Origin of the sequence: Rhodococcus sp. H29-C3, from assembly GCF_030063405.1 — a bacterium.
Classification (GTDB): Bacteria; Actinomycetota; Actinomycetes; order Mycobacteriales; family Mycobacteriaceae; genus Rhodococcoides.
The window spans coordinates 85276-104053 of sequence record NZ_JASITC010000004.1 but is presented as its reverse complement, the minus strand read 5'-3'; the positions used below and the strand labels follow the sequence as shown (position 1 = coordinate 104053).

19 protein-coding genes and 1 tRNA gene are annotated in these 18778 nt (G+C 60.0%); 4 read left to right on the top strand and 16 right to left on the bottom strand.

What is annotated here, in order from left to right:
* Positions 1-73: 73 nt before the first annotated feature.
* The 3 genes from QMK32_RS10670 to QMK32_RS10660 all read right to left on the bottom strand — a co-directional run bounded on the left by QMK32_RS10670 (position 74) and on the right by QMK32_RS10660 (position 3165).
* The gene (locus QMK32_RS10670; RefSeq protein ID WP_283475329.1) at positions 74-565 is read right to left on the bottom strand and encodes a single-stranded DNA-binding protein; all 492 of its coding nucleotides are present in this window, start codon (positions 563-565) and stop codon (positions 74-76) included.
* A gap of 193 nt (positions 566-758) precedes the next feature.
* On the bottom strand, positions 759-1373 hold the full coding sequence (locus QMK32_RS10665) for an IMPACT family protein (RefSeq protein WP_283474853.1): 615 nt from the start codon (positions 1371-1373) through the stop codon (positions 759-761).
* 49 nt (positions 1374-1422) lie between these two features.
* Complete coding sequence (locus QMK32_RS10660; protein WP_283474851.1) at positions 1423-3165, bottom strand: ABC transporter ATP-binding protein; 1743 nt, start codon at positions 3163-3165, stop codon at positions 1423-1425.
* A 169-nt stretch (positions 3166-3334) separates the two neighbouring features.
* Between QMK32_RS10660 and QMK32_RS10655 the strand changes: the two genes are divergently transcribed.
* Entirely contained in the window at positions 3335-3760 is a 426-nt protein-coding gene (locus QMK32_RS10655) for a MarR family winged helix-turn-helix transcriptional regulator (RefSeq protein WP_283474850.1), read from the top strand.
* A 12-nt stretch (positions 3761-3772) separates the two neighbouring features.
* On the opposite strand, the gene QMK32_RS10650 is transcribed toward QMK32_RS10655, so the two are convergent.
* The gene (locus tag QMK32_RS10650; RefSeq protein WP_283474848.1) at positions 3773-5836 is read right to left on the bottom strand and encodes a bifunctional copper resistance protein CopD/cytochrome c oxidase assembly protein; all 2064 of its coding nucleotides are present in this window, start codon (positions 5834-5836) and stop codon (positions 3773-3775) included.
* A 182-nt stretch (positions 5837-6018) separates the two neighbouring features.
* On the opposite strand from QMK32_RS10650, the gene QMK32_RS10645 reads away from it, so the two are divergent.
* Together QMK32_RS10645 and QMK32_RS10640 are read left to right on the top strand one after the other, a co-directional pair.
* Positions 6019-6091, top strand: a tRNA-Arg gene (locus QMK32_RS10645).
* Between the two features lie 210 nt (positions 6092-6301).
* On the top strand, positions 6302-6748 hold the full coding sequence (locus tag QMK32_RS10640) for a DUF2511 domain-containing protein (protein ID WP_283474846.1): 447 nt from the start codon (positions 6302-6304) through the stop codon (positions 6746-6748).
* Between the two features lie 1485 nt (positions 6749-8233).
* On the opposite strand, the gene QMK32_RS10635 is transcribed toward QMK32_RS10640, so the two are convergent.
* The 10 genes from QMK32_RS10635 to QMK32_RS10590 all read right to left on the bottom strand — a co-directional run bounded on the left by QMK32_RS10635 (position 8234) and on the right by QMK32_RS10590 (position 15847).
* The gene (locus QMK32_RS10635) at positions 8234-8494 is read right to left on the bottom strand and encodes a hypothetical protein (RefSeq protein WP_283474844.1); all 261 of its coding nucleotides are present in this window, start codon (positions 8492-8494) and stop codon (positions 8234-8236) included.
* Positions 8494-9762, bottom strand: a complete 1269-nt coding sequence (locus tag QMK32_RS10630) for a phage major capsid protein (protein WP_283474843.1) — start codon at positions 9760-9762, stop codon at positions 8494-8496. Before QMK32_RS10630 ends, QMK32_RS10635 begins: the two co-directional genes overlap by 1 nt.
* Positions 9763-9780: 18 nt before the next feature.
* A complete protein-coding gene (locus QMK32_RS10625; protein ID WP_283474842.1) occupies positions 9781-10344 on the bottom strand; it encodes an HK97 family phage prohead protease in 564 nt (187 codons plus the stop codon).
* A 261-nt stretch (positions 10345-10605) separates the two neighbouring features.
* Entirely contained in the window at positions 10606-10869 is a 264-nt protein-coding gene (locus QMK32_RS10620; RefSeq protein ID WP_283474840.1) for a hypothetical protein, read from the bottom strand.
* A gap of 75 nt (positions 10870-10944) precedes the next feature.
* Positions 10945-11181 (bottom strand): hypothetical protein, encoded by a 237-nt coding sequence (locus QMK32_RS10615; RefSeq protein WP_283474839.1) that lies wholly within the window; start codon positions 11179-11181, stop codon positions 10945-10947.
* A gap of 607 nt (positions 11182-11788) precedes the next feature.
* Positions 11789-12010 carry a hypothetical protein gene (locus QMK32_RS10610; protein WP_283474838.1) on the bottom strand — a complete coding sequence of 74 codons (222 nt, stop codon included), beginning with the start codon at positions 12008-12010 and terminating at the stop codon, positions 11789-11791.
* Entirely contained in the window at positions 12007-12408 is a 402-nt protein-coding gene (locus QMK32_RS10605) for a hypothetical protein (RefSeq protein WP_283474836.1), read from the bottom strand. The genes QMK32_RS10610 and QMK32_RS10605 overlap by 4 nt, the downstream gene beginning before the upstream one ends.
* A gap of 301 nt (positions 12409-12709) precedes the next feature.
* Complete coding sequence (locus tag QMK32_RS10600; RefSeq protein ID WP_283474834.1) at positions 12710-14050, bottom strand: hypothetical protein; 1341 nt, start codon at positions 14048-14050, stop codon at positions 12710-12712.
* A 210-nt stretch (positions 14051-14260) separates the two neighbouring features.
* Positions 14261-14443, bottom strand: a complete 183-nt coding sequence (locus QMK32_RS10595; protein ID WP_283474832.1) for a helix-turn-helix domain-containing protein — start codon at positions 14441-14443, stop codon at positions 14261-14263.
* A 297-nt stretch (positions 14444-14740) separates the two neighbouring features.
* Complete coding sequence (locus tag QMK32_RS10590) at positions 14741-15847, bottom strand: tyrosine-type recombinase/integrase (RefSeq protein WP_283474829.1); 1107 nt, start codon at positions 15845-15847, stop codon at positions 14741-14743.
* Positions 15848-16080: 233 nt separating this feature from the next.
* Between QMK32_RS10590 and QMK32_RS10585 the strand changes: the two genes are divergently transcribed.
* The gene (locus QMK32_RS10585; protein WP_502943568.1) at positions 16081-17223 is read left to right on the top strand and encodes a N(5)-(carboxyethyl)ornithine synthase; all 1143 of its coding nucleotides are present in this window, start codon (positions 16081-16083) and stop codon (positions 17221-17223) included.
* A gap of 100 nt (positions 17224-17323) precedes the next feature.
* Here the strand turns inward: QMK32_RS10585 and QMK32_RS10580 are convergent, their stop codons facing one another.
* Both QMK32_RS10580 and QMK32_RS10575 read right to left on the bottom strand, forming a co-directional pair.
* On the bottom strand, positions 17324-17551 hold the full coding sequence (locus QMK32_RS10580; RefSeq protein ID WP_084344822.1) for a hypothetical protein: 228 nt from the start codon (positions 17549-17551) through the stop codon (positions 17324-17326).
* Positions 17552-17592: 41 nt separating this feature from the next.
* Complete coding sequence (locus QMK32_RS10575; RefSeq protein ID WP_283474827.1) at positions 17593-18777, bottom strand: fatty acid desaturase family protein; 1185 nt, start codon at positions 18775-18777, stop codon at positions 17593-17595.
* Position 18778 lies beyond the last annotated feature (1 nt).

Sequence of the window (18778 nt, the reverse complement as noted above, 5' to 3'; positions counted from 1 at the left end):
GGTAACGATAGCGATCGAACGAACTGCCGGGCCCGAATGGGTTCCGCTCGGGCCCGGCGCGGGCGATGTTCGGCTACACCGCCGCGGCGTGTTCGATCGTCTCGGGGATGGAGTCTTCGTCGACGTCGACGTCCTCGCGTTCGTCGAAGGTGTCGACTCCTTCGTCGTGCGTCTCGTCCGGTTCCTCCTGCGGTACCGCCACGGGCCGTGCGCGCTCGACCTTGACGATGCATCGGGCGAGATCGGGGCCGACGGCGCTGGCCGTCATCTCTAGATCGGACCGTTCGGCACCGTCTCTGGTGGTGTATTCGTTCGTTCTGAGCTGCCCGTAGGCCACCACCGGGTCGCCCTTCATCAGCGATCCTCCGACGCCCTTTACCAGCCGCCGCCAGCAGGTGACACCGAGGTACAGCGTGCCGCCGTCGCTCCATTCGCCGGTAGCTCGGTCCTGACGTCGCACATTGCTGGCCATCCGGAAGTTCAGTACCTCGTCACCGGACGCGGTCTGTCTCTTGATCGGATTGGTGATGACTGTCCCCACAACCGCACATTGCGCCTCGTACATCGTCTGTCCCCTTGTCAGTTCGGTGATCCGTCTGTTCGACGATCCGGTTCGGCAGCGCCGATCCGAGGACACCGACTTTGCCGTGAGCTCCGAGTGAAATGTGTTGGGAATCGGCATCTGTGGATAGATGTCCCGGTTGTGGACAAGGCGGTTTCCGACGGGGTTTCGGGCATCAGTGTGTCGGTCGAGCGTGTTAGAGGAGCGCGGACTCCACATAGGTGTGCCCCACGACCTCGGGACGGGCCGTTCCCCCGGTCAGGCCAGCCAGCATGCCGATCACCGCGTCGACGTCCTCGACCTGAACCGTCATCACCGCACGAGAGCGATAGCCGATGGACACGATGCCGATGCCCCGCGCCCGAAGTTCCGATTCGACTCGGCCGACCTCTGTGTAGTCCAGTTGGACCTGCAACAGTTCACGACGCTCGCGCCGCAGGAGTCGGGCGTTCTCGAGTGCGTGCGTGACTGCATCTCCGTAGGCCCGTGCCAGCCCACCGGTGCCGAGCTTGACACCACCGAACCAACGAGTCACGACGGCAACGACATTGGTCATCTCACGCCCGAGAAGGACATCGAGCATCGGGCCACCCGCAGTACCGCTCGGTTCTCCATCGTCGTTCGTCCGAAGGATCAGATTGCCTGGCACATCACCGACAACGAATGCCGAACAATAATGTCGGGCAACGGGATTGGCCGAACGGGCTGTCGCGATCACAGCTCGCGCTGCTTCTTCCGACGGTGCGCGTTCGACCACCGCGAGGAATTTTGATCGCTTGATCTCGATCAGCGCCTCTGCGCCACGTTCCACTGTGAAAAACAATGCATTCCTCGCCTTCGCAATCGGGGGTCGCGACGGGTTACGCCGCAACCTGCTCCGAGTTCGCGGCTTCCGATGCGTGGACGAGCTCGGCATAGTGACTGTCCGACGCCATGAGCTCGTCGTGGGTACCGGATTCGAGGATTCGACCGCTGCCGAGAACTGCGATGCGGTCCGCGGATCGGACGGTCGAGAGTCGGTGCGCGATGAGGATCGTGGTGCGTCCCGCCATGAGTTCGTCGAGGGCGTCCTGCAGCGCACGCTCGGTCCGAGTGTCGAGTGCGCTGGTCGCCTCGTCCAGTACGAGAATCGGTGGGTTGCGCAGGACGGTCCTGGCGATGGCGAGTCGTTGTTTCTCTCCACCGGAGAACCGGTATCCGCGCTCCCCCACCAGCGTGTCGTATCCCTCGTCCAGCGCGGTGATGAAGTCGTGGATCTGGGCTACACGGGCTGCGTGTTCGATCTCGGCATCGGTTGCCTCAGGTTTGGCGAACCGGAGATTTTCGCGGATCGATGCATGGAAGAGGTACGTCTCCTGCGATACGACGCCGACGAGTTCGGCTACGGCCGTGGTCTGCAGATCCCGAAGATCGACGCCGTCGATGGTGATGCGTCCGGACGTCGGGTCATGAAGCCTCGCAGCGAGATACCCGAGCGTGGTTTTACCAGAACCTGTCGATCCGACCAGGGCCAACGTGCTCCCTGCCGGGACCTCGAGGTCGATGTCGGTCAGTGTCGGTTGCGAGGCGCCGGTGTACGAGAAGCAAACATGGTCGAATGCGACGTCGCCGCGTACGTCTTGCCTTGACAGAACCTTCGGGTTCTTCGGTTCGGCGATGTCGATCGGGAGGTCGAGATACTCGAATACCCGGCCGAACAATGCCAGCGAGCTCTGCACTTCGACGCCTGTGCCGAGCAGCTGCATGGTGGGGCGGAAGAGTTGGGTTTGCAATGTGGTGAACGCGACGAGTGTGCCCACGGTGAGCGCGCTTCCGTTTCCGATGGTCACGCCGGCGAACCAATACACGAGGGCGGGCATGATCGCGAAGCTGATCTGCATGCTGGCCATTCGCCATTTGCCGGCCATCATCGCTTTGAGTTCGACATCGGCGACTTCGTCGGACCGACTGGCGAACCGATCGGTCAGAACGTGCGCGGATCCGGTGGTCTTGCCGAGCAGGATGCCACTGACGGACAGTGATTCCTCGATCTGGACGGAGAGTTCGCCGAGCAGTCTCTGTCTGGTGATGGAGATCTTTCGGCGCTCGTTGCCGATACGACGCGCTATCCGGACGAAGACCGGCAGGATCGCCAGGGAAAACAGGGCCAGACGCCAATCGAGCAGAAACAGAGCGACGACTGTTGCTGCCACGGTGGTGGCATTCTGGGCTATCGACGTCGCAGTGTTGGTGACGACGGATTGCATTCCACCGATGTCGTTGGCGATCCGAGACTGTACTTCGCCGGTGCGGGTGCGGGCGAAGAAGCCGAGTGACTGCTTCTGTAGATGTGCGTAGACGGAGACTCGCAGATCGTGCATGAGCTTCTGGCCGACGCCGTTGGACATCCAGGTCTGCACGACGCCGAGTGTGTTGGTGATGATGGCGACTGCGATCATGCCGACTGCGATCAGCGTGACGAGTGTGACGTCGCGATCAGGGATGGCATGGTCGAGCAGTTCGCGGAGAAGTAGAGGTGAGGCCAGTGCGATGACTGCACTGAAGACGATGATCGCGGTGACGGCAGCGATTCGTGCTCGGTAGGGATGGAAGAGTGCAAGCACTCGGCCGACGGGAGCTGGATCGGGCGCAGGCCCCAGATCAGGTGATGAGGCGGCAGTTGAATTCGATTTCGTGAGTGGGCGTACCAAGAAGACCTCCAAGTTCGATGAACGACATAATGCAGAGGCTACCTCATTATGAGGTTGTCAGCAATGAAGCTATGCTTCGGTCATGCTTACGGGAGACAGCCCGACCATCGCCGATTCGTTCATGGCAGTCGCACGGCGAATACGCCACACCCACATGAATGCGCTCGAGCCGTTCGGTCTCAATCCATCCCAATCTCGGGCCCTTCATGTCCTCGCCCGCGAAGGGCAACCGATGCGTTTACGCGCTCTCGCCGACCGGTTACGCATCGTGGCACGCTCGGCGACGGACATCGTCGACTCGCTCGAAGCCGCGGCCCTGGTGATCCGTGAACCGGACCCGCAGGACCGACGTGCCGTACTGGTCTCGTTGACAGACTCCGGGCGCACCCAGCTCGACGCCATCGACTCCGCACGTCGGGCTGTCGCCACCGAACTGTTCGACACGCTCGATGCCGAAGATCGCGAGCAGTTGGCTCGGATCCTCGACAAGATCACCGCGGCCTGGTGAGCTCGAGAAAAGTCAGAGTCCGCTTTCGCGATCACGCTTCGCCAGCTCGGCGAACATGGCGTTGTGGGCGGCCAGATCGGCGTCGTGATCGCGTTCGGCGGCACGATCGGAACGCGTCGCGTTGCGAGTGTCACTACGGGACCACTGGATGAGCAGCGAAAGCATGACCAGGACGAGCGGTATTTCGCCCGTCGCCCAGGCGATGCCGCCGCCCAACTGCTGGTCACCGAGCAGATCTGAGTTCCAGTCGAGGCCGAGGGAGCGGTAGAACCAGCCGCCCATCACCGTGGCCTCGCTCATCAGCGCCACGCCGAAGAACGCGTGGAACGGCAGAGACCCGAACACCATCGCGAGCTTGGTGATGGGCTGAATCGGTCTCGGCGAGGGGTCGACTCCGATGACCACCCAGTAGAAAAGATAGCCGCTGAGGATGAAGTGTGCGTTCATCAACAAGTGAGCTGTGTGGTTGTCGAGGACGGCGCCGAAGATCCCGCCGAGATACAGCACGTAGAAGCCGCCCACGAACAGCACTGCGGCAACTATCGGTTGGGTGAGGAATCGGGACACTTTGCTGTGCAGACCGATCAGCAGCCATTCCCGCAACCCAGGAATTCCGTTCTTTCCTGCTGCTGGCAGTGCGCGTAACGCCAGCGTCAGTGCGCCGCCGAGCGCCAGCAGAACCGGAGCAAGCATCGACAGCGCCATGTGCCCACCCATGTGCACGCTGAACACCGCAGACGAGTACTTGCCAACCCCCGACGATGTGGCGATCAACAGGGTCAGGCAGCCGAGCATGAACGCAACCGTGCGGCCCATCGGCCACGCGTCTCCTCGTTTCCGCAGTCGACGGACACCGAGCAGATACATCACGGCGAGCAGTATCGACGCAGTACCGAAGATCAGATCGAATCGCCAGTCGAACGCCAGACGGGCGAAGGTCGGTGGTCCGTCCAGGTTGTAACCCAGTGCCGCCTCGGTAAGCGAAAGATTCGGATCGATATCCGAAGGCGGAGGTGTGCGGCCGAGTCCGACGGCAAGTCCGATCGTCGCAGCGAAGACGAGCACCTCACCACCCGCGAATCGGATGAGTGCTCCACGAGACTCGGGATCGGCAGCCAGGGCGGGAAGCGACCTACGCCGCTGGATCCACCCGAAGAAGCCGAGCACGGTCAACGCCGTGATCTTCCCGAGGATCAGCAGACCGTAGGTGGAGTCGAACAGGTTCGAGACCGATACTCGGACCAGCGCGTTGATGACACCGCTGACGGCCATCACCACGAAACACACGGTGGCGATCGTGGAGAACCTTCGAGTCGCGACATCGGTGTGCGCGCCCTTACGCCTTGCGTGACTCAACACTGCGAAGAGCCCGCCCGCCCACAGCGTCGCCGCAACGAGATGCAGGATCAGGCTGTTGGTTGCGTAGTCGTGCGATCCACCCGAAGACGAATGGCCGGTGGCAGCGATCGGCATCAACGTGCCGATCGCAAACACGAGAAGTAGAGGCGTCCACGACCACTTCAGCACGGCCCGCGACGCGATTGCCAGGAGCACCGCCAGGATCGCCGTCCAGCGCCACGCACTGGCGATCTCGACTTGTTCTAGTGCGACCCACAAGTTGCTCGGTTGGATCGCCGTGGTGAACGGTTGACCCGAGGTATCGGACAGGGTCAGCGGGACCAGTACCAGGGCGCACGCGGCCCAGACGATTGCTGCCACAGATCCCGTACGGACCGCCCGATAGCCACCGACGTCGAGCACCCCGTTCTTCTGCGGCGGAACCAAGAAGGCCGCGAGCAAGAACGACCCGATAGCAATGGATACGGCGACCTCACCGATCGCTCGCACCGCAGGAAGTCCGTAGACCGTGGCCGGTCCTGGATCCGGAATGCCGAGCAGAACCAACGCGTCCGACGCAGACAGGGTTACTACCAGCGCCGCGACAACGCCGGCTATCGCGCCCGCGGCAACGAAGACGGACGTCGTCGCCGACCCCGGGATATCTTTGGACCCGGCCACTGCCTCGGCTCCAGACGTGCTCGAGGTTTCGGTCCGATCCACTTCCGGTGCTGCCATGCCCTCCAGAGTAGGAGGTCCGCGCCGCGGCGGGAACGCCAGCGCCCGCAACTGCTACGAGCCGTCGTAGATCATGTGGCCTGCACCACGCGATCGAACCCCTCCGTGCGGATCACGTTGCTACACGGAATGTAGACTCATGCACCGTGCTCGGACGGATGCCTTTCGGCTGTCCGCACCACGCCTCCGTAGCTCAGGGGATAGAGCAATGGCCTTCTAATCCATTGGTCGCAGGTTCGAATCCTGCCGGGGGCACTTTGTTTATGCAGGTCAGAGGGCTTATATCGACGGCGCGTTACCGGTGCGTTCCCTTAGCGACCTGAGACCTCACCGTAACGATGTATGCCTGCGTCGGTCGAAGGAATGAACATCTCGTCGGCCGGAGTGGTCAAACCCTAGGATGCGGTCGGCCGCTGATACCGTCGCCTGGTCAACTGGTCAGGCGCAAGCTAGGGAGCATCACACATGCGGAATCTATGGATCGTCGGTAGCGCCGTGCTCGTGCTCGGGTTGACCGGCTGCTCGGACTCGAACGACACCGCCACGCCGACCACCACGACGACGACGACGCCTGCAGCAACGACCGTCCGAGCTGCGCCTGTGACGACCACTCTCGCACCACCTGCGGTTCCCGTGACGACCGCACCACCGACACGCAACGCGCCTGCAGGACTGGTCTCGGAGGCAACGTGGACCGGAGACTGGCCGTTCACGGTCACCGAGGGAACCCTGATGTGCGCTGCGCCGGATCGGGTCTCGTTCACCGCCAACCGCAATATGTACGCCTTGAACGGCGCGGCCAAGTCTGCGGGTGGGCTCGATGATGTGACCGTGATTTGGAAAGACTCGGCCTATGCCGGCGTGAAGGTCAATCTGGGCCCGATGATCGAGAAGGGGCTTACGCTTTGCTGAGTCGCCCTCGGCTAGTCCGAACATAGAAAAGCCCCACACCTCGGGACAGAAGACCTGAGAGTGTGGGGCTTTTCGTTGTGGAGACCAATCCACGTGTACACAACCACCAGAGATCTAGTACGTCTGTGAGTCTACGTGCGCCCGTGCGATCGAGCCAGTGTGTCGCCTGCAAGCGGAGTGTTACGCGCCCTAGTTCTGGGGAGGGTAACGAGCCCGAGATCCTGCGCTCATGTGCCCGTGCATCCGATGCCCCGACCATCCAAAATGTAGCCGTACGACTGTACTGTTTGGGCTGATATCGGTACACTTTTTAGCAAAAATCTGAGAAAATGTTTCAGAACTGTTTTTGGGGGACAAAACGCCTGGTCAGAGGGGGTATTTTTCACTAGGGAGGGAGACGCGGCTGAGAGCGGGGTCAGCCGTCCTCCTGTGAGCCTGCCCTAACTAGCCCCCCCTACCTCCGGACCCTCTGGGGCGCACCATCTTTGGCCCGTCCTAGCCTCTGCGACACCATCACTGGCGTACGTCTCACATGTGTGTCATTCTGAAGTTCGGTAGCCAGACCAGCTACCGACTCGAACCACCAACGGAGACAACATGTATACCGAAACTCTTCCCAGGCGCACTGCGCCACTACCGATCCCAGCGCCTGCACCTCTGCCTGTACCACTACCAGCGCCAGTGCCTGCACCTGACGACACGTCAAGCGACACAACGAGATTCAAAGACAAGACAACAAAAGTAATCAAAGTTGTTGCAACTAAGACACTTTCAGTACTGAAGCACAAGGCAACTAGGCAAGCACTACGTGTCGGTGTGGCAGGAGGCATAGGGATGCTTGGGCTCATGGCTGCTGCTGTGGTACATGGTGCAGCACTGGCACTTACGCTCACGGTCAACGGGGCCAAGCTGGCTTACTACATCTGGACCATCATGTCGTTGATCGTGATGCAGTGCTTGAATGCGAAGTACAGGTGCAAGCGCTCACCAAGGTTCATCAGTGTCATAGGCAACACACCATGGTTGACGACAGCGAACGCTCAGCGTGTGTGGGATGAGACAGCGTGGATCACAACGTAAGGCAGGCAGCACGTAGGCAAGGGCTCTCAGGACCACACACGCGCACGATCGGCAGGCTTGGCACACAAAGACACCCGGCACCTGGAGCAGAGGGCCGTAGGGGAAGATCAGGCCGCTCAGCTTCGACAGGTGCCGGGTGCTTGTGCTCCTACCCTGGGGACCGCGACAGTCGCGGGTAGGAAGTGTTGCGCCGCTCAAGATTCCCGTACCCAGTCGGTTGTCTTCGAGCAGGCGCTATCGAGACACTTCCACGCGGTGAAAGACTCGACCCCTCTGTGGTGTGCCGCAAATGCACCTGAGGGAAGATTAGGTTGTCTCACACGGTTTCTCGGTCGTGATGCCGCGACCCCGACGGCAGAAGGTAAAGGCCCGCCAGACTCGAGAAACCGTGTGAGACATGTCTTGTCAGTCGAACTTGTCGAACTCGTCCAGGTAGAGACCCGAGGTTCTTTCGACCAATGCACCTGCTGGTACCTTCGTGCCATCCGATGCGACGAAATCAGACAGGGCTCTTGCCACACTATCTCGGTCTACCTCGTCGCCTGGAGGGACTGCCGCCAGCGCCCGCCAGGTCGAGATCGGAACATCTTCTCGCAGTTCGGCTTCCTCGGCTACAGGAGGGTCTTGAGGACCCCAGGAAGCGGCCAGCGAGTCGACGCCGAACACTATGCGGACCGGATGCCGGTATCGACCTGGAATGCCAGCGGCTGGGCCACAGCGACGTCCCAACGCGAGGAAGCCAGGAAGGCGATCTGGCCTGTGTCGGCGTAGCGCTCGTCGAGGACCTTGATGCTGAATTGCGAACGCACACCGATAAAGAGCTGGCTGAAGTCGCCGGTGATCAAGTAGCTCGAATCGGTCGAGGTACCTGCAAGCACGTTGTTCGGCACCACGCTCGAAACGAGTGACTGCGTAATCGAGACCGGAGGGGTGAGGTAATCCCCCTGGCTGTTCTTCAGGAGCGAGAGGCTGGTAGCCGTTCTCGGGCTGGCGATCTGAGCGGTAGGCAGGAAGTTCTGTCCTAGGACATTTCCTTGGGCCTGGATGAGCCAGTCGTAGTTGGTGAGGGCTGTTCCGTTGGCGCCGTGTGCAACCTTCGGCACTGCTGGTGTGTTGACGAGTCCGAGCGGATTGGGTGCCACACCGTCCCCGAATAGTGCATATTGGTCGATTCCCAGCGCGTACTGGGAAGCGAACGACTGCGAGATGACATCCCCGATCGAAGGATTCGAGTCCTCGAATAATTCCTTGGAAATGAGGATGAGTCTGTCAAACGTGCGAGCCGTCAAGGTCACCGAGTCGAACGAAAGGTCCTGAGCGTTGCGCTGAGCGCCCTCATTGTAAAAGGCTGGTGCACCTTCACCGGTCAGACGTGGAACTCGGAGAGTTGAGCTGGTCATGGGAACGACTGTGGCCCCGGCGAGCAAGACGACCGACTTTGCACGTGCCTTGTCGATGAGCTGAGAGCCCAAGGGGGTAGGCACGATAGCCGTCGAGTTCGTTGTGACAAGAGCCCGCTCGGCATCGGCGCCATTCCAGCTACCCGTGGCCATACCCCGAAGCAAGCGATCCAGAGACAACGGCTCGGACTGCTCGCCCTGGGGTCCGTTCTGAGCTTCCCAAGCTCGAAGGCTCTCACCCTTCGACAGAGTGAGCTTCCCGCGTAGTTCGGTCGAGGGCTTGGCTGTACGTGCCTCGGCTGGCGCATCGACTGCCACACTGCCGGAAGCTACGCCCGACTTGATCGCTGCGGCACGAGATTCGATCGCCTGGAGTCGAGTCCGAGCTTCGGTGACTGTGGCTTCGAGGGCATCGAAGCGATCCACATCGGAGCCGTTCAAGTCTGCCCCGCGTGTTGCGAGTTCGGTTAGTTCGGTGCGCGACTCGGCGATCAGGTGTTCGAGTTCTGCCTTGGACATTTTCGAGAGTTCCATGATGGTATTTCCTTTGGGTTAGTTGAGCTCTAGGAGACGTAGGCGCATCTGCGCTTGCTCCGCTGTAAGTGTGTGTCCGTCCGCGCTTCGTGACCCTGAGATCGCTGCTGCCCCGCCATAGGCACCTTCCAGGACCAGGGAAACCTCGGATAGGGCAACCTCGGTGAGAGTGCGCCGCGTCCTAGTCCGGTCCCAGACCTCGGAGATCGCTCGGAAGCCGATGGAGAGCTGGTCGAGGGTGCCGTCCCTTACGAGCTCAAGCGCTTCAGAACCTGCCTGAGTCTGAGAGATCCGGAACTCGGCATACAGGCCTTCGGACCTCTCTTCGAGCAAGACAGCGCGGCCTAGGGGCATCGTTTGACGATTGTGCAGTCCGAGTAGCTTGACGCGGTCCCCGCGCTCGCGAATCGTTTTGGCGAATGCGCCCCTGCGAATCGTCTCGGTGAAACGGCCTTCGTACGAGTCGATTTCAGCCGGACCATCAAAAGGCGCGGCGATACCCGCGATGATGCGCTCGTCTACAGCGTCTGAGCGTAGCTCTAGCCTGAGAGGTGTGGTGCGGTGAACTAGGTTGGAGTGCATGATATTCCGTTCGGAAACGTGGGTTGAACACACGACATCGAATCGGCCATAGAGTCAAATCCACTCTGGGACTTGATATAACGCGCGACCAGTGGAGTTCCTTGTCCGGCTGGTGCATCTCGCTTGGTTGGCGACTGCGGCGCTGGCGATCCCGTTCGTGGAGAAGATCGGGCGACCTGCTACCTATTAGCGTTGCTAACGAATCCCCGATTGTCCAGCATTCGGCCTGCAAGACAATCGGGGACCCTTCGTTCGGACTTCCTAATCGGTCGGCGGCGCTGGCCACTCTCCAGGCTTGGGCTCGGTCGGCTTGAGCTTGTCGAGTTCGGCCCGTCGCCAGTACAGCTCGTTGGACTCGTCCTGGCTGGCTTTACCTTGCGCGGCTCGCTTCTCCAGCGTCTGGATTCGGCGGCGCAACTTCAGGATCTCGGTTCGGGCCTTGAGTGTGATGACTGGTTTTTCGTGCAGTGAGTTTTTCTGTTCACTGCACGATTTCCGGTCGGTCACAATGGTGGTCTGGCTCACCTGAGTCGTTGCTCTCCTTCAGATCTCGATTCAGCGCGCTCAGATCGTTGTATGACTTGATCGACCAGAAGCCCATTACAGACCCCGCTCGGTTCGGTGCGTCTCGGTGAACTCATCCCACTCGACATCCGGCCCGAACCACGATCGATCCAAGATCAGGTAGACAATCCCCGCCGCCTCGAATTCGACTCGATCACCGACGGCCCGTGCCGATGTCCCAGGACTCGCCTGGATGGCTTTTTGCTGTTCCGGCGGTAGATCGTCCAGCGCGTCGGCCAACGCTTCGTAGAGACGGTTTGAGGGCTTGCTCATGATGTGCCTTTCTGTTTGCGCCCTTTCGAGGCGGCGATACGAGCTGCGACTGTTTTTGCTTCCCAGTTCCCGTTGTTCCAGCGCCGGGCCTTGGCTGTGGCAGTCGAGGTTTCGGAGATGGTGTAGGCGCACTCGACCCGGCACACGTACCCCTGGGCCCGATCTGGAGACCTTCGGAGTTGGTGGCCGATCTCGTACGGCTTCCCGCACCGCTTGCAGGTGCCCGCCCATTTCGCTGCGAAGCTCACTCGCCCACCTCACCGGTCCAAATATAACGAACGCGCCCATCTGTATTGAGCGCCAGACGATTGAGCTTCAATTGCCGATCGATCTCCCAATCATGGAAACCGGCTCGAAGTAACGACTCTCGAGTCTCGCCCGCGATGTGGCATTGGACCCGAAGTAGTAGCTGGTCGGTCCTGTTCATGTCAGATCCGGCAGATCATCCGTCTTGCCCTTCCAGTCTTGCGAGAGATCCGAACTGGACCTTCTCCGACTGGCCAAGTCTGAACGACGACCGGACTGCAATAAACGGGACTCGTATCTTCGGCTGGCGTGCTCTTGGTTTCTTCGTTCATGTCCTGCTCCTTCGATTCTGCTGTGTGGTTCATGACTGCAAGGCCGTTCGGCCGGCGTCGGTTGCGGTGTGGAGCTTGTCGGTCGAGTGCGCGGTCTCCAGGTTCTTCTGTAGGACGTTGGAGATATCTCGACAGACTCGGACGGAATATCCGGTAACTGCCGAGATCTCGCCCAGAGTCAATCCGGTCGGCGTCGAAGCGATAACGCGTAGGAGGTTGGTTTCTCGGGTGGTGCGGAAGCGGTCGGTCATGAGGACTCCGTTTCTTGGATGTGTTCGATCTCGGGATGGTTGCGGATAAACGCCTCGGCTCGGGCGATGTTCTTCAGTCGACTACTGCCGAGAGATACGCCGCCCTGGATCGAGAGGACAGCATCGAGCGCCTTGACGAGACCGCTTATAATCTCGGGGCTTGCCCAATTCTTTGCCGAGATGTGCGCGATCCAGCTCAGGATCTCTTGGGATGTGGTCGTGCGGGCTAGATCGACTTCGTAGGTGTAGTTCACGTTCCTGACCAACACCAGAGCTGCGAACGTTTTGCCGTCTCCGTATTCGGGACCGACGAACAATCGCCAGGGTCCGAAGTCTTGTCTGAGATCGCGGTTGTCGGTGCGGTCTCTCAGCTCTTGAAGCGAGAGGAAGTGAGCCATGGTTGCGCCTTTCTTGAGCCACACTGAGGTGGCTTGGTGGTGGTGGTTCGAAGCGAGATAGCGAGACAAAAAACGAGTAACGAGACAACGAGACAGCGAGACGAGGGGGGGTAGGTGAAAATCGAGAGCGGAGCGGAACCTTCCAAGAATGCGCCTGGATGACTCCGAGATGCGCTCTGAGCTGGCCTTTAAGAAAGAAAGTAAGTTTTCTATATTAGAGCTTCGTCACGCGGCCTCGTTAAATAGGTCGACCCCCCCCTGTCTCGTTGTCTCGTTGTCTCGTTGTATTTTCGGGATCAGATCAGGGCGCATCCTTTGACGAGATCCATTCGACGATTCGACCATTCGAGGACTTACCTTCGGTGCGAAGGATCACGCCGTCATCGTCCATACGCTCAAGCACTTCGGGGGCGGAAGGGCGCAGGTTTGCGGTTAGGGATCGAATCAATACCGAAGTGAGAACCGGGCCCGTTGCCTCTGCCAGCTTGAGGAGCATCTGCTGGTACGTCTTCGTGGCTATGCCTGTGTCATAGTTCGACTGGTAGCCCTGCGCTCGTATGTCGACCAGCACTCGCTCTTTGGCCTTCTCCGACAGCGCATCGAGCTTTCTTCTCTTTACGTGATCCTCGATAAACGTCCGTGTCTCGTCGGACCTGGCGAATATCTTTTCGGCTATTCTCCAGTCTTCGTGCGTTACGTCGATCCGTCCGTCGAGTACGGCCAGCGCTATTGCAACCCGTTCGATTCCCTGGATCTTATGTCCGTCGAGTCCGGAGCCTAGGATGGTCTCGTTGCCTTTTCCTACTTCGTTCCATATCCGATCTTCTATGTCTTCGGGTAGTCGGAACTCGACATATTCGCCAGGTTTCGGCGCGGGCCACTCTATTCCTTTCCATAAGATCGGGGCTGGCATCTCGGGACAATCCTTGCGGTGCTTCGGTGAGTACAGATTGTGAGCGGGTAGCCATATCAAGCGCTGAGGAAAGCCATCCCCTGCGCCCTGGAGCAACCAATTCGATTCTGTGGGTTGTGCGCCGATGATGAGCGCGAACCGGTACGACATAGCGTCGAGGACTATCCTTTTCTCAGGGTCCGCATACCCGTATCCAAGTTCCGATCCGGTCCACGCTTGCTTGATCTGGTCGCGTAATGTCGCCGACATATCCCCGTGTGCTTCTGCAGTATTGACCTCGGTTACGGTGAAGATTGCTCGGTCCGTGAGTATCTGGAAGTGAGCCGGCTCGGCTGGCGCATCCTTGGTAGCGCGCTTTGCTGGGACGAACCTCTTGTAGCTCTTGCTGATTCCCTGCGCGCTACCGAGTGGGATTACCGGCACGTTATCGAGTTCGGGAAAGATCACGGCCGAGTTCGCTACCGCGCGTGCTGAATCCTTTCCTACTCCACTGCCACCGACAGCAATGCCGATCAGATTCAGCGGCTGATATCCACCTACGATCGGTGGTAGCACGAAGCCTGGTGGAACATGCGCGGTCACGTTGATCAGTACGTTGAGCAGTACGGCCCACGGTCCCCGTCGACGAGAGACAGCGCTCTGGTGGATGTGAGACAGGATCGGCCTGGACTCCCAGAAATCGCGGTCGGGGTCTGGGTAACTTTCGCTGCCGTAGTAGTCGTCGCTCATGATTCACGACCCTTGCAATCAGGGCAGAGTAGTTCGCCTGAGCGATAGCGCCATTCGGTCATCTTGCCGCTTCGAGGCTTGCGGTCACAGCCAGCGCAACGGGAAGTACCGCGCTTGCCTGCCTCTCGTTCACTGGAGCTGGTCATCGCTTGTTCCAGGGGAAATGGTTCGGGTACTTCACACCATGGACCTGTCCTGCGGTGTAGGCCCTCACAAGGCACCCGCTTCGACGAACGTTTCGAGATCGGTCCGTTTGACCCGAATAGGTGATGTCTTACCGCCGGTGCCGAGCTTGAACGCCTTCAGCTGCCGATCGGTGATGTACTGGCGAATTGTCGCGGCAGAGAGACCCAGCTCGTCGGCGACTTCGGGGATCGAAAGATAGTTGGACATGAATTGCCTTCCACACGAATGAAACTCGGTGTGGTTGGCATCCGGCCTTAGCGACAGTCAAGCCCTGTCGAGACCGCGCCCACGATATGCCTAGCAGAGTGTGGATTGTCGTTCACCGGATCGGTGCAGGCTTGACTCTGCTTATCCGGTATTTAGAACGATACATACGGCTTTCAGGGTCGTCTAGCAACGAGCTTGCAGGTTTTTTCGGGGTGCAGGCGTGTCCGATCCACGGATGATGCAAATGACTCAGGGCTCGTAGTGCTCGAACCCCTCGGCGGTTACGTCACTGTGACGCTACCGGCCTTTCGACAGCCGGTCGGCCAGCTCTGCATCTCGGGCATCCGACGCGTGCTGGTACCGAATGGCCATCGAGGGTGTGGAGTGACCGATCCTGCGCATAAGCTCTGCAGTTGTGGCGCCTTTCTGTGCAGCGAGTGTGGCACCGGTATGTCGGAGGTCGTGGATACGAAAGCCCTTGTGCCCCAACTTCTCCACAGCTACAGCGAACGGCCTACGTAGCTGCCAGTCGGTCATGTACTCGGCACCCTGCGCAGACGGGAATACCAGCGCACCAGCATCTTTCGGGAGTATCGCTACCAGTGCCTTTCGAATATGCGGAGGCACTGCCACACTGCGGATACCTGCCTTCGTCTTCGGTGGGCCACAATGCCACTCACCGGACCTGTAGGACGCGGCCTTGGTCACTCGGATAGTCGATCCGTCGTCGGCCACGTCATTACGGAGCAGGGCGCGCATCTCACCGACCCGTAGGCCACACCATCCCATCACCAACATGGGCACTCTCAGCGGTTCGGGCATCTCGGCGGCAAGTGCATCGAGCTGGTCAGCGGTCAACGGTTCGATCTGGCGGGCAGAGCTGGTGGCCATCGCACCGCGCACCTTGCATGGGTTGGAGTCGATCACGTCCTCGGCGGCTGCGGTGGCCAGGATCGCGTGCAGCAACGAGTATGCGTGTGCGCGACGTGTGGCACCGGTGTCGAGGCTCTGATGCCACAGACGCACCCGAGCAGACGTGATGGCCGATACCTCCAGCTCACCCAACGTCGGGCTGATGTGCAGGCGCAGGAGATCCTGATAGAGCGATTTGGTGCGCGGCCTGAGTGGTTGTCCGCTGCGGTTCGTCCGCTCATCGACCCAGCGGTCGGCGTAGTCGCGGAACTTCTCGGCTGCCTCTGCCACAGTGCCGGGCGGCTTCCACTTCGGCCCCTCGGTCTCGACTCGCACGCGCTCACGAGCCAGCCAGGCCAGCGCATCGGCCTTCAAGGTGTAGGTGGTGGCTGCCGAGTACCGGATGCCGTCGGGGCCGACGTACGAAGCCCGCCACCTCTTCGACGGTAGTTGCTTCGCTGTGCCCCAGGAGTTGCGTCTGCGTGTTGCCATGTCGTGCCTTTCGGTCTGCCCGCGTTCCCTAAGAAGAGTATAAAGCTCGACATAAGAGTAGCGAATCGACCGATGTAGCGGGTGGGTGTAGGGCATCTGACGTGGCACAACGAGCCTCTGACCTGCATACGAACACTCAGAGGGAAAGAGGTTCGAATCCTGCCGGGGGCACTTTTACACGAGGAATGAGCACGTCGGATTGTGGTTGACTGAGCCCAACCGAAGGGGCCATAGTGCACCAGCTCACCCTCGGCGTCACGTCACGGTCTAGTAAGCCGAACGAACGCCGACTTCCGATCCACCCACTCCACCTCGATCGCATCGCCGCCGACCTCAGAGCTCGAATGTATTTCGAAGCTGGGTACGGTGAGCCTTTCGGAATCTCCGACGCCCATCTCGACACTCTCGTTGCAGGTATTCGTACTCGCGAAGAACTCGTCGCCGAGTGTGACGTGATTCTGCTCCCCAAGCCACTTGCCGAGGACCTCGAGACGCTGCGACACGGTCAAGTTCTATGGGGATGGCCGCACTGCGTGCAGGACGAGAAGTTGACGCAGATCGCTATCGATCGCAAGCTCACCCTCATCGCGTTCGAGGCGATGAATCATTGGACCTCGGATGGTTGGTTCAATCTTCACGTCTTCCACAAGAACAATGAACTCGCCGGATACTGCAGCGTCCTTCATGCGATGCAACTCGTCGGGGTGACCGGGGACTACGGCCGCCGACTTCGCGCCGCAGTCATAGGTTTCGGAGCGACTGCGCGCGGCGCTGTCACGGCACTCAACGCGCATGGCATTCATGATGTAGACGTCCTCACCCAGCGCGGAGTAACCGCTGTCAGCTCACCCATTCATTCCGCACGCATCGTCAATTTCGACTTGGACGGCGACAATCCGCGCCGCAGCCGCGCCTTGACCGAAACAGGCAGGGTGCCGCTGTCCGGGTTTCTGGGCGATCACGACATCATCGTCAACTGCGTATTGCAGGACACCAACGCACCGTTGACATTCCTGATGAACGACGATTTACCGTCGATCAATCCGGGAACGCTCGTTGTGGACGTGTCGTGCGACGAGGGAATGGGGTTCGAATGGGCCCGGCCGACCTCGTTCACCGATCCCATGTTCACCGTCGGCGACAACGTTCGGTACTACGCAGTCGACCACAGTCCGTCTTACCTTTGGGACTCCGCTACCTGGGAAGTCAGCGAGTCACTTCTCCCCTATCTTCGGATCGTTTTGGACGGGCCTGCGTCGTGGGACAGTGACGAAACGATAAGGAAGGCAATCGAGATTCGCGAGGGCGTAATTGCAAACCCCAACATCCTGGCCTTCCAACATCGCAGCCCGGAGTACCCACACCCCACCGTGTAGGCCATTGCCACGATCTTCGAGTACCGCCGCGCGTGCGGTGTGGTCGTGCGGCCTGGTCGCCTCCCTACGTGTACTGCAGGTCTCACGTAGGGAGCGACCTTCAGCGGCTCTCGAACTCTCCGTTGATGACCGTGCCGCCGGGTGAATCATCTCGGGCCTTGCGTGCAGCCTCACGCATTTCGACGCCGTCGGAGACCCAGTCGCCGATCTCGCGAGTCACATCGCGCACTGCTCCGGCGATGATGACGGCGATCTTGCCGACGTGCGTGGCTGCGGACTCCGTCAACTCTTGAACTGTGTCCTTGTTTCGCTCGAACTTCCCTACCACCTCTGGCCACCCCTGATTCGGTCGAGATTCGACTCCGGTCACTATGCAGCGACCTTCTTGCGCTCGACGATAACACCGACTGTCGGCTCCGAACCGGTGAGTGAATTGGGCAGTGCGAGTTTGAAGATCTTCCCCCAGACGGACCCGATCTGGTTGAAGAACCCATCGGAGTTGTACGGAAGTCCGTACTTTTCGCAGAGCGCTTCGACTTCCGGGGCCAACTCAGGATATCGGTGCGCAGGTAGATCGGGGAACAGGTGGTGCTCGATCTGGTGCGACAGATTGCCGGACATGATGTGAAACAGCGGGCTGCCCTCGATGTTCGCGGACCCGAGCATCTGGCGGACATACCACTCACCCTGCGACTCGTCGGAGGTCTCGTCCTCGGTGAAGGTCTGCACTCCGGTGGGAAAGTGTCCGCAGAAGATGATCGAGTAGGTCCACAGGTTCCGAATCAGGTTTGCGCCGACGTTGCCCACGGCCGTGGAGACAAAAAATGGTCCGGTCAGCGCTGGGAATATGAGGTAGTCCTTGAGAACCTGCTTGCCCGCTTTACGCCACATGCCCCCAAGTAATGGCTTGACGTCGTGCCACTTGCGCTTGCCCTGGACGACGTTTTCGATCTCCAGGTCGTGCAGCATCACTCCCCATTCGAAGAGCAGCATCAGGAAGAACGCATACACCGGGTTACCGAGGTAGTACGGATTCCACTTCTGCCCCTCGTCCATGCGAAGCAGGCTGTATCCGATATCGCGGTCCTTGCCGACGATATTGGTGAAGGTGTGGTGCATGTAGTTGTGCGAGTGCTTCCACTGATCGGCCGGGCATACCGTGTCCCATTCGAAGACCTGGGAGTTGAACTCCGGCTCACGCATCCAGTCGTACTGACCGTGCATGACGTTGTGCCCGATCTCCATGTTGTCGAGAATCTTCGACAGCACCAACGCACCGACTCCGGCCAGCCAAGCGGGCGGCAGGAACGGAAGATACATGAGGGCGCGGCCGGTTATTTCGAGCCCGCGCTGCGCCTTGATGACTTTGTAGATGTACTCCCGGTCCTCGCTGCCGAGCTTTGCAACGGTGCGAGCTCGCATCTCGTCCAGCTCGCGGCCGAGCTCTTGGACTTGTTCGTAGGAGAGCGTTGTGGGCACGGGTTGCTCTCGGGGTGAGTCCGAAGTACTCATGAATGGCAACAGGGACAACGATGGTGATGGAATTCCGAACATT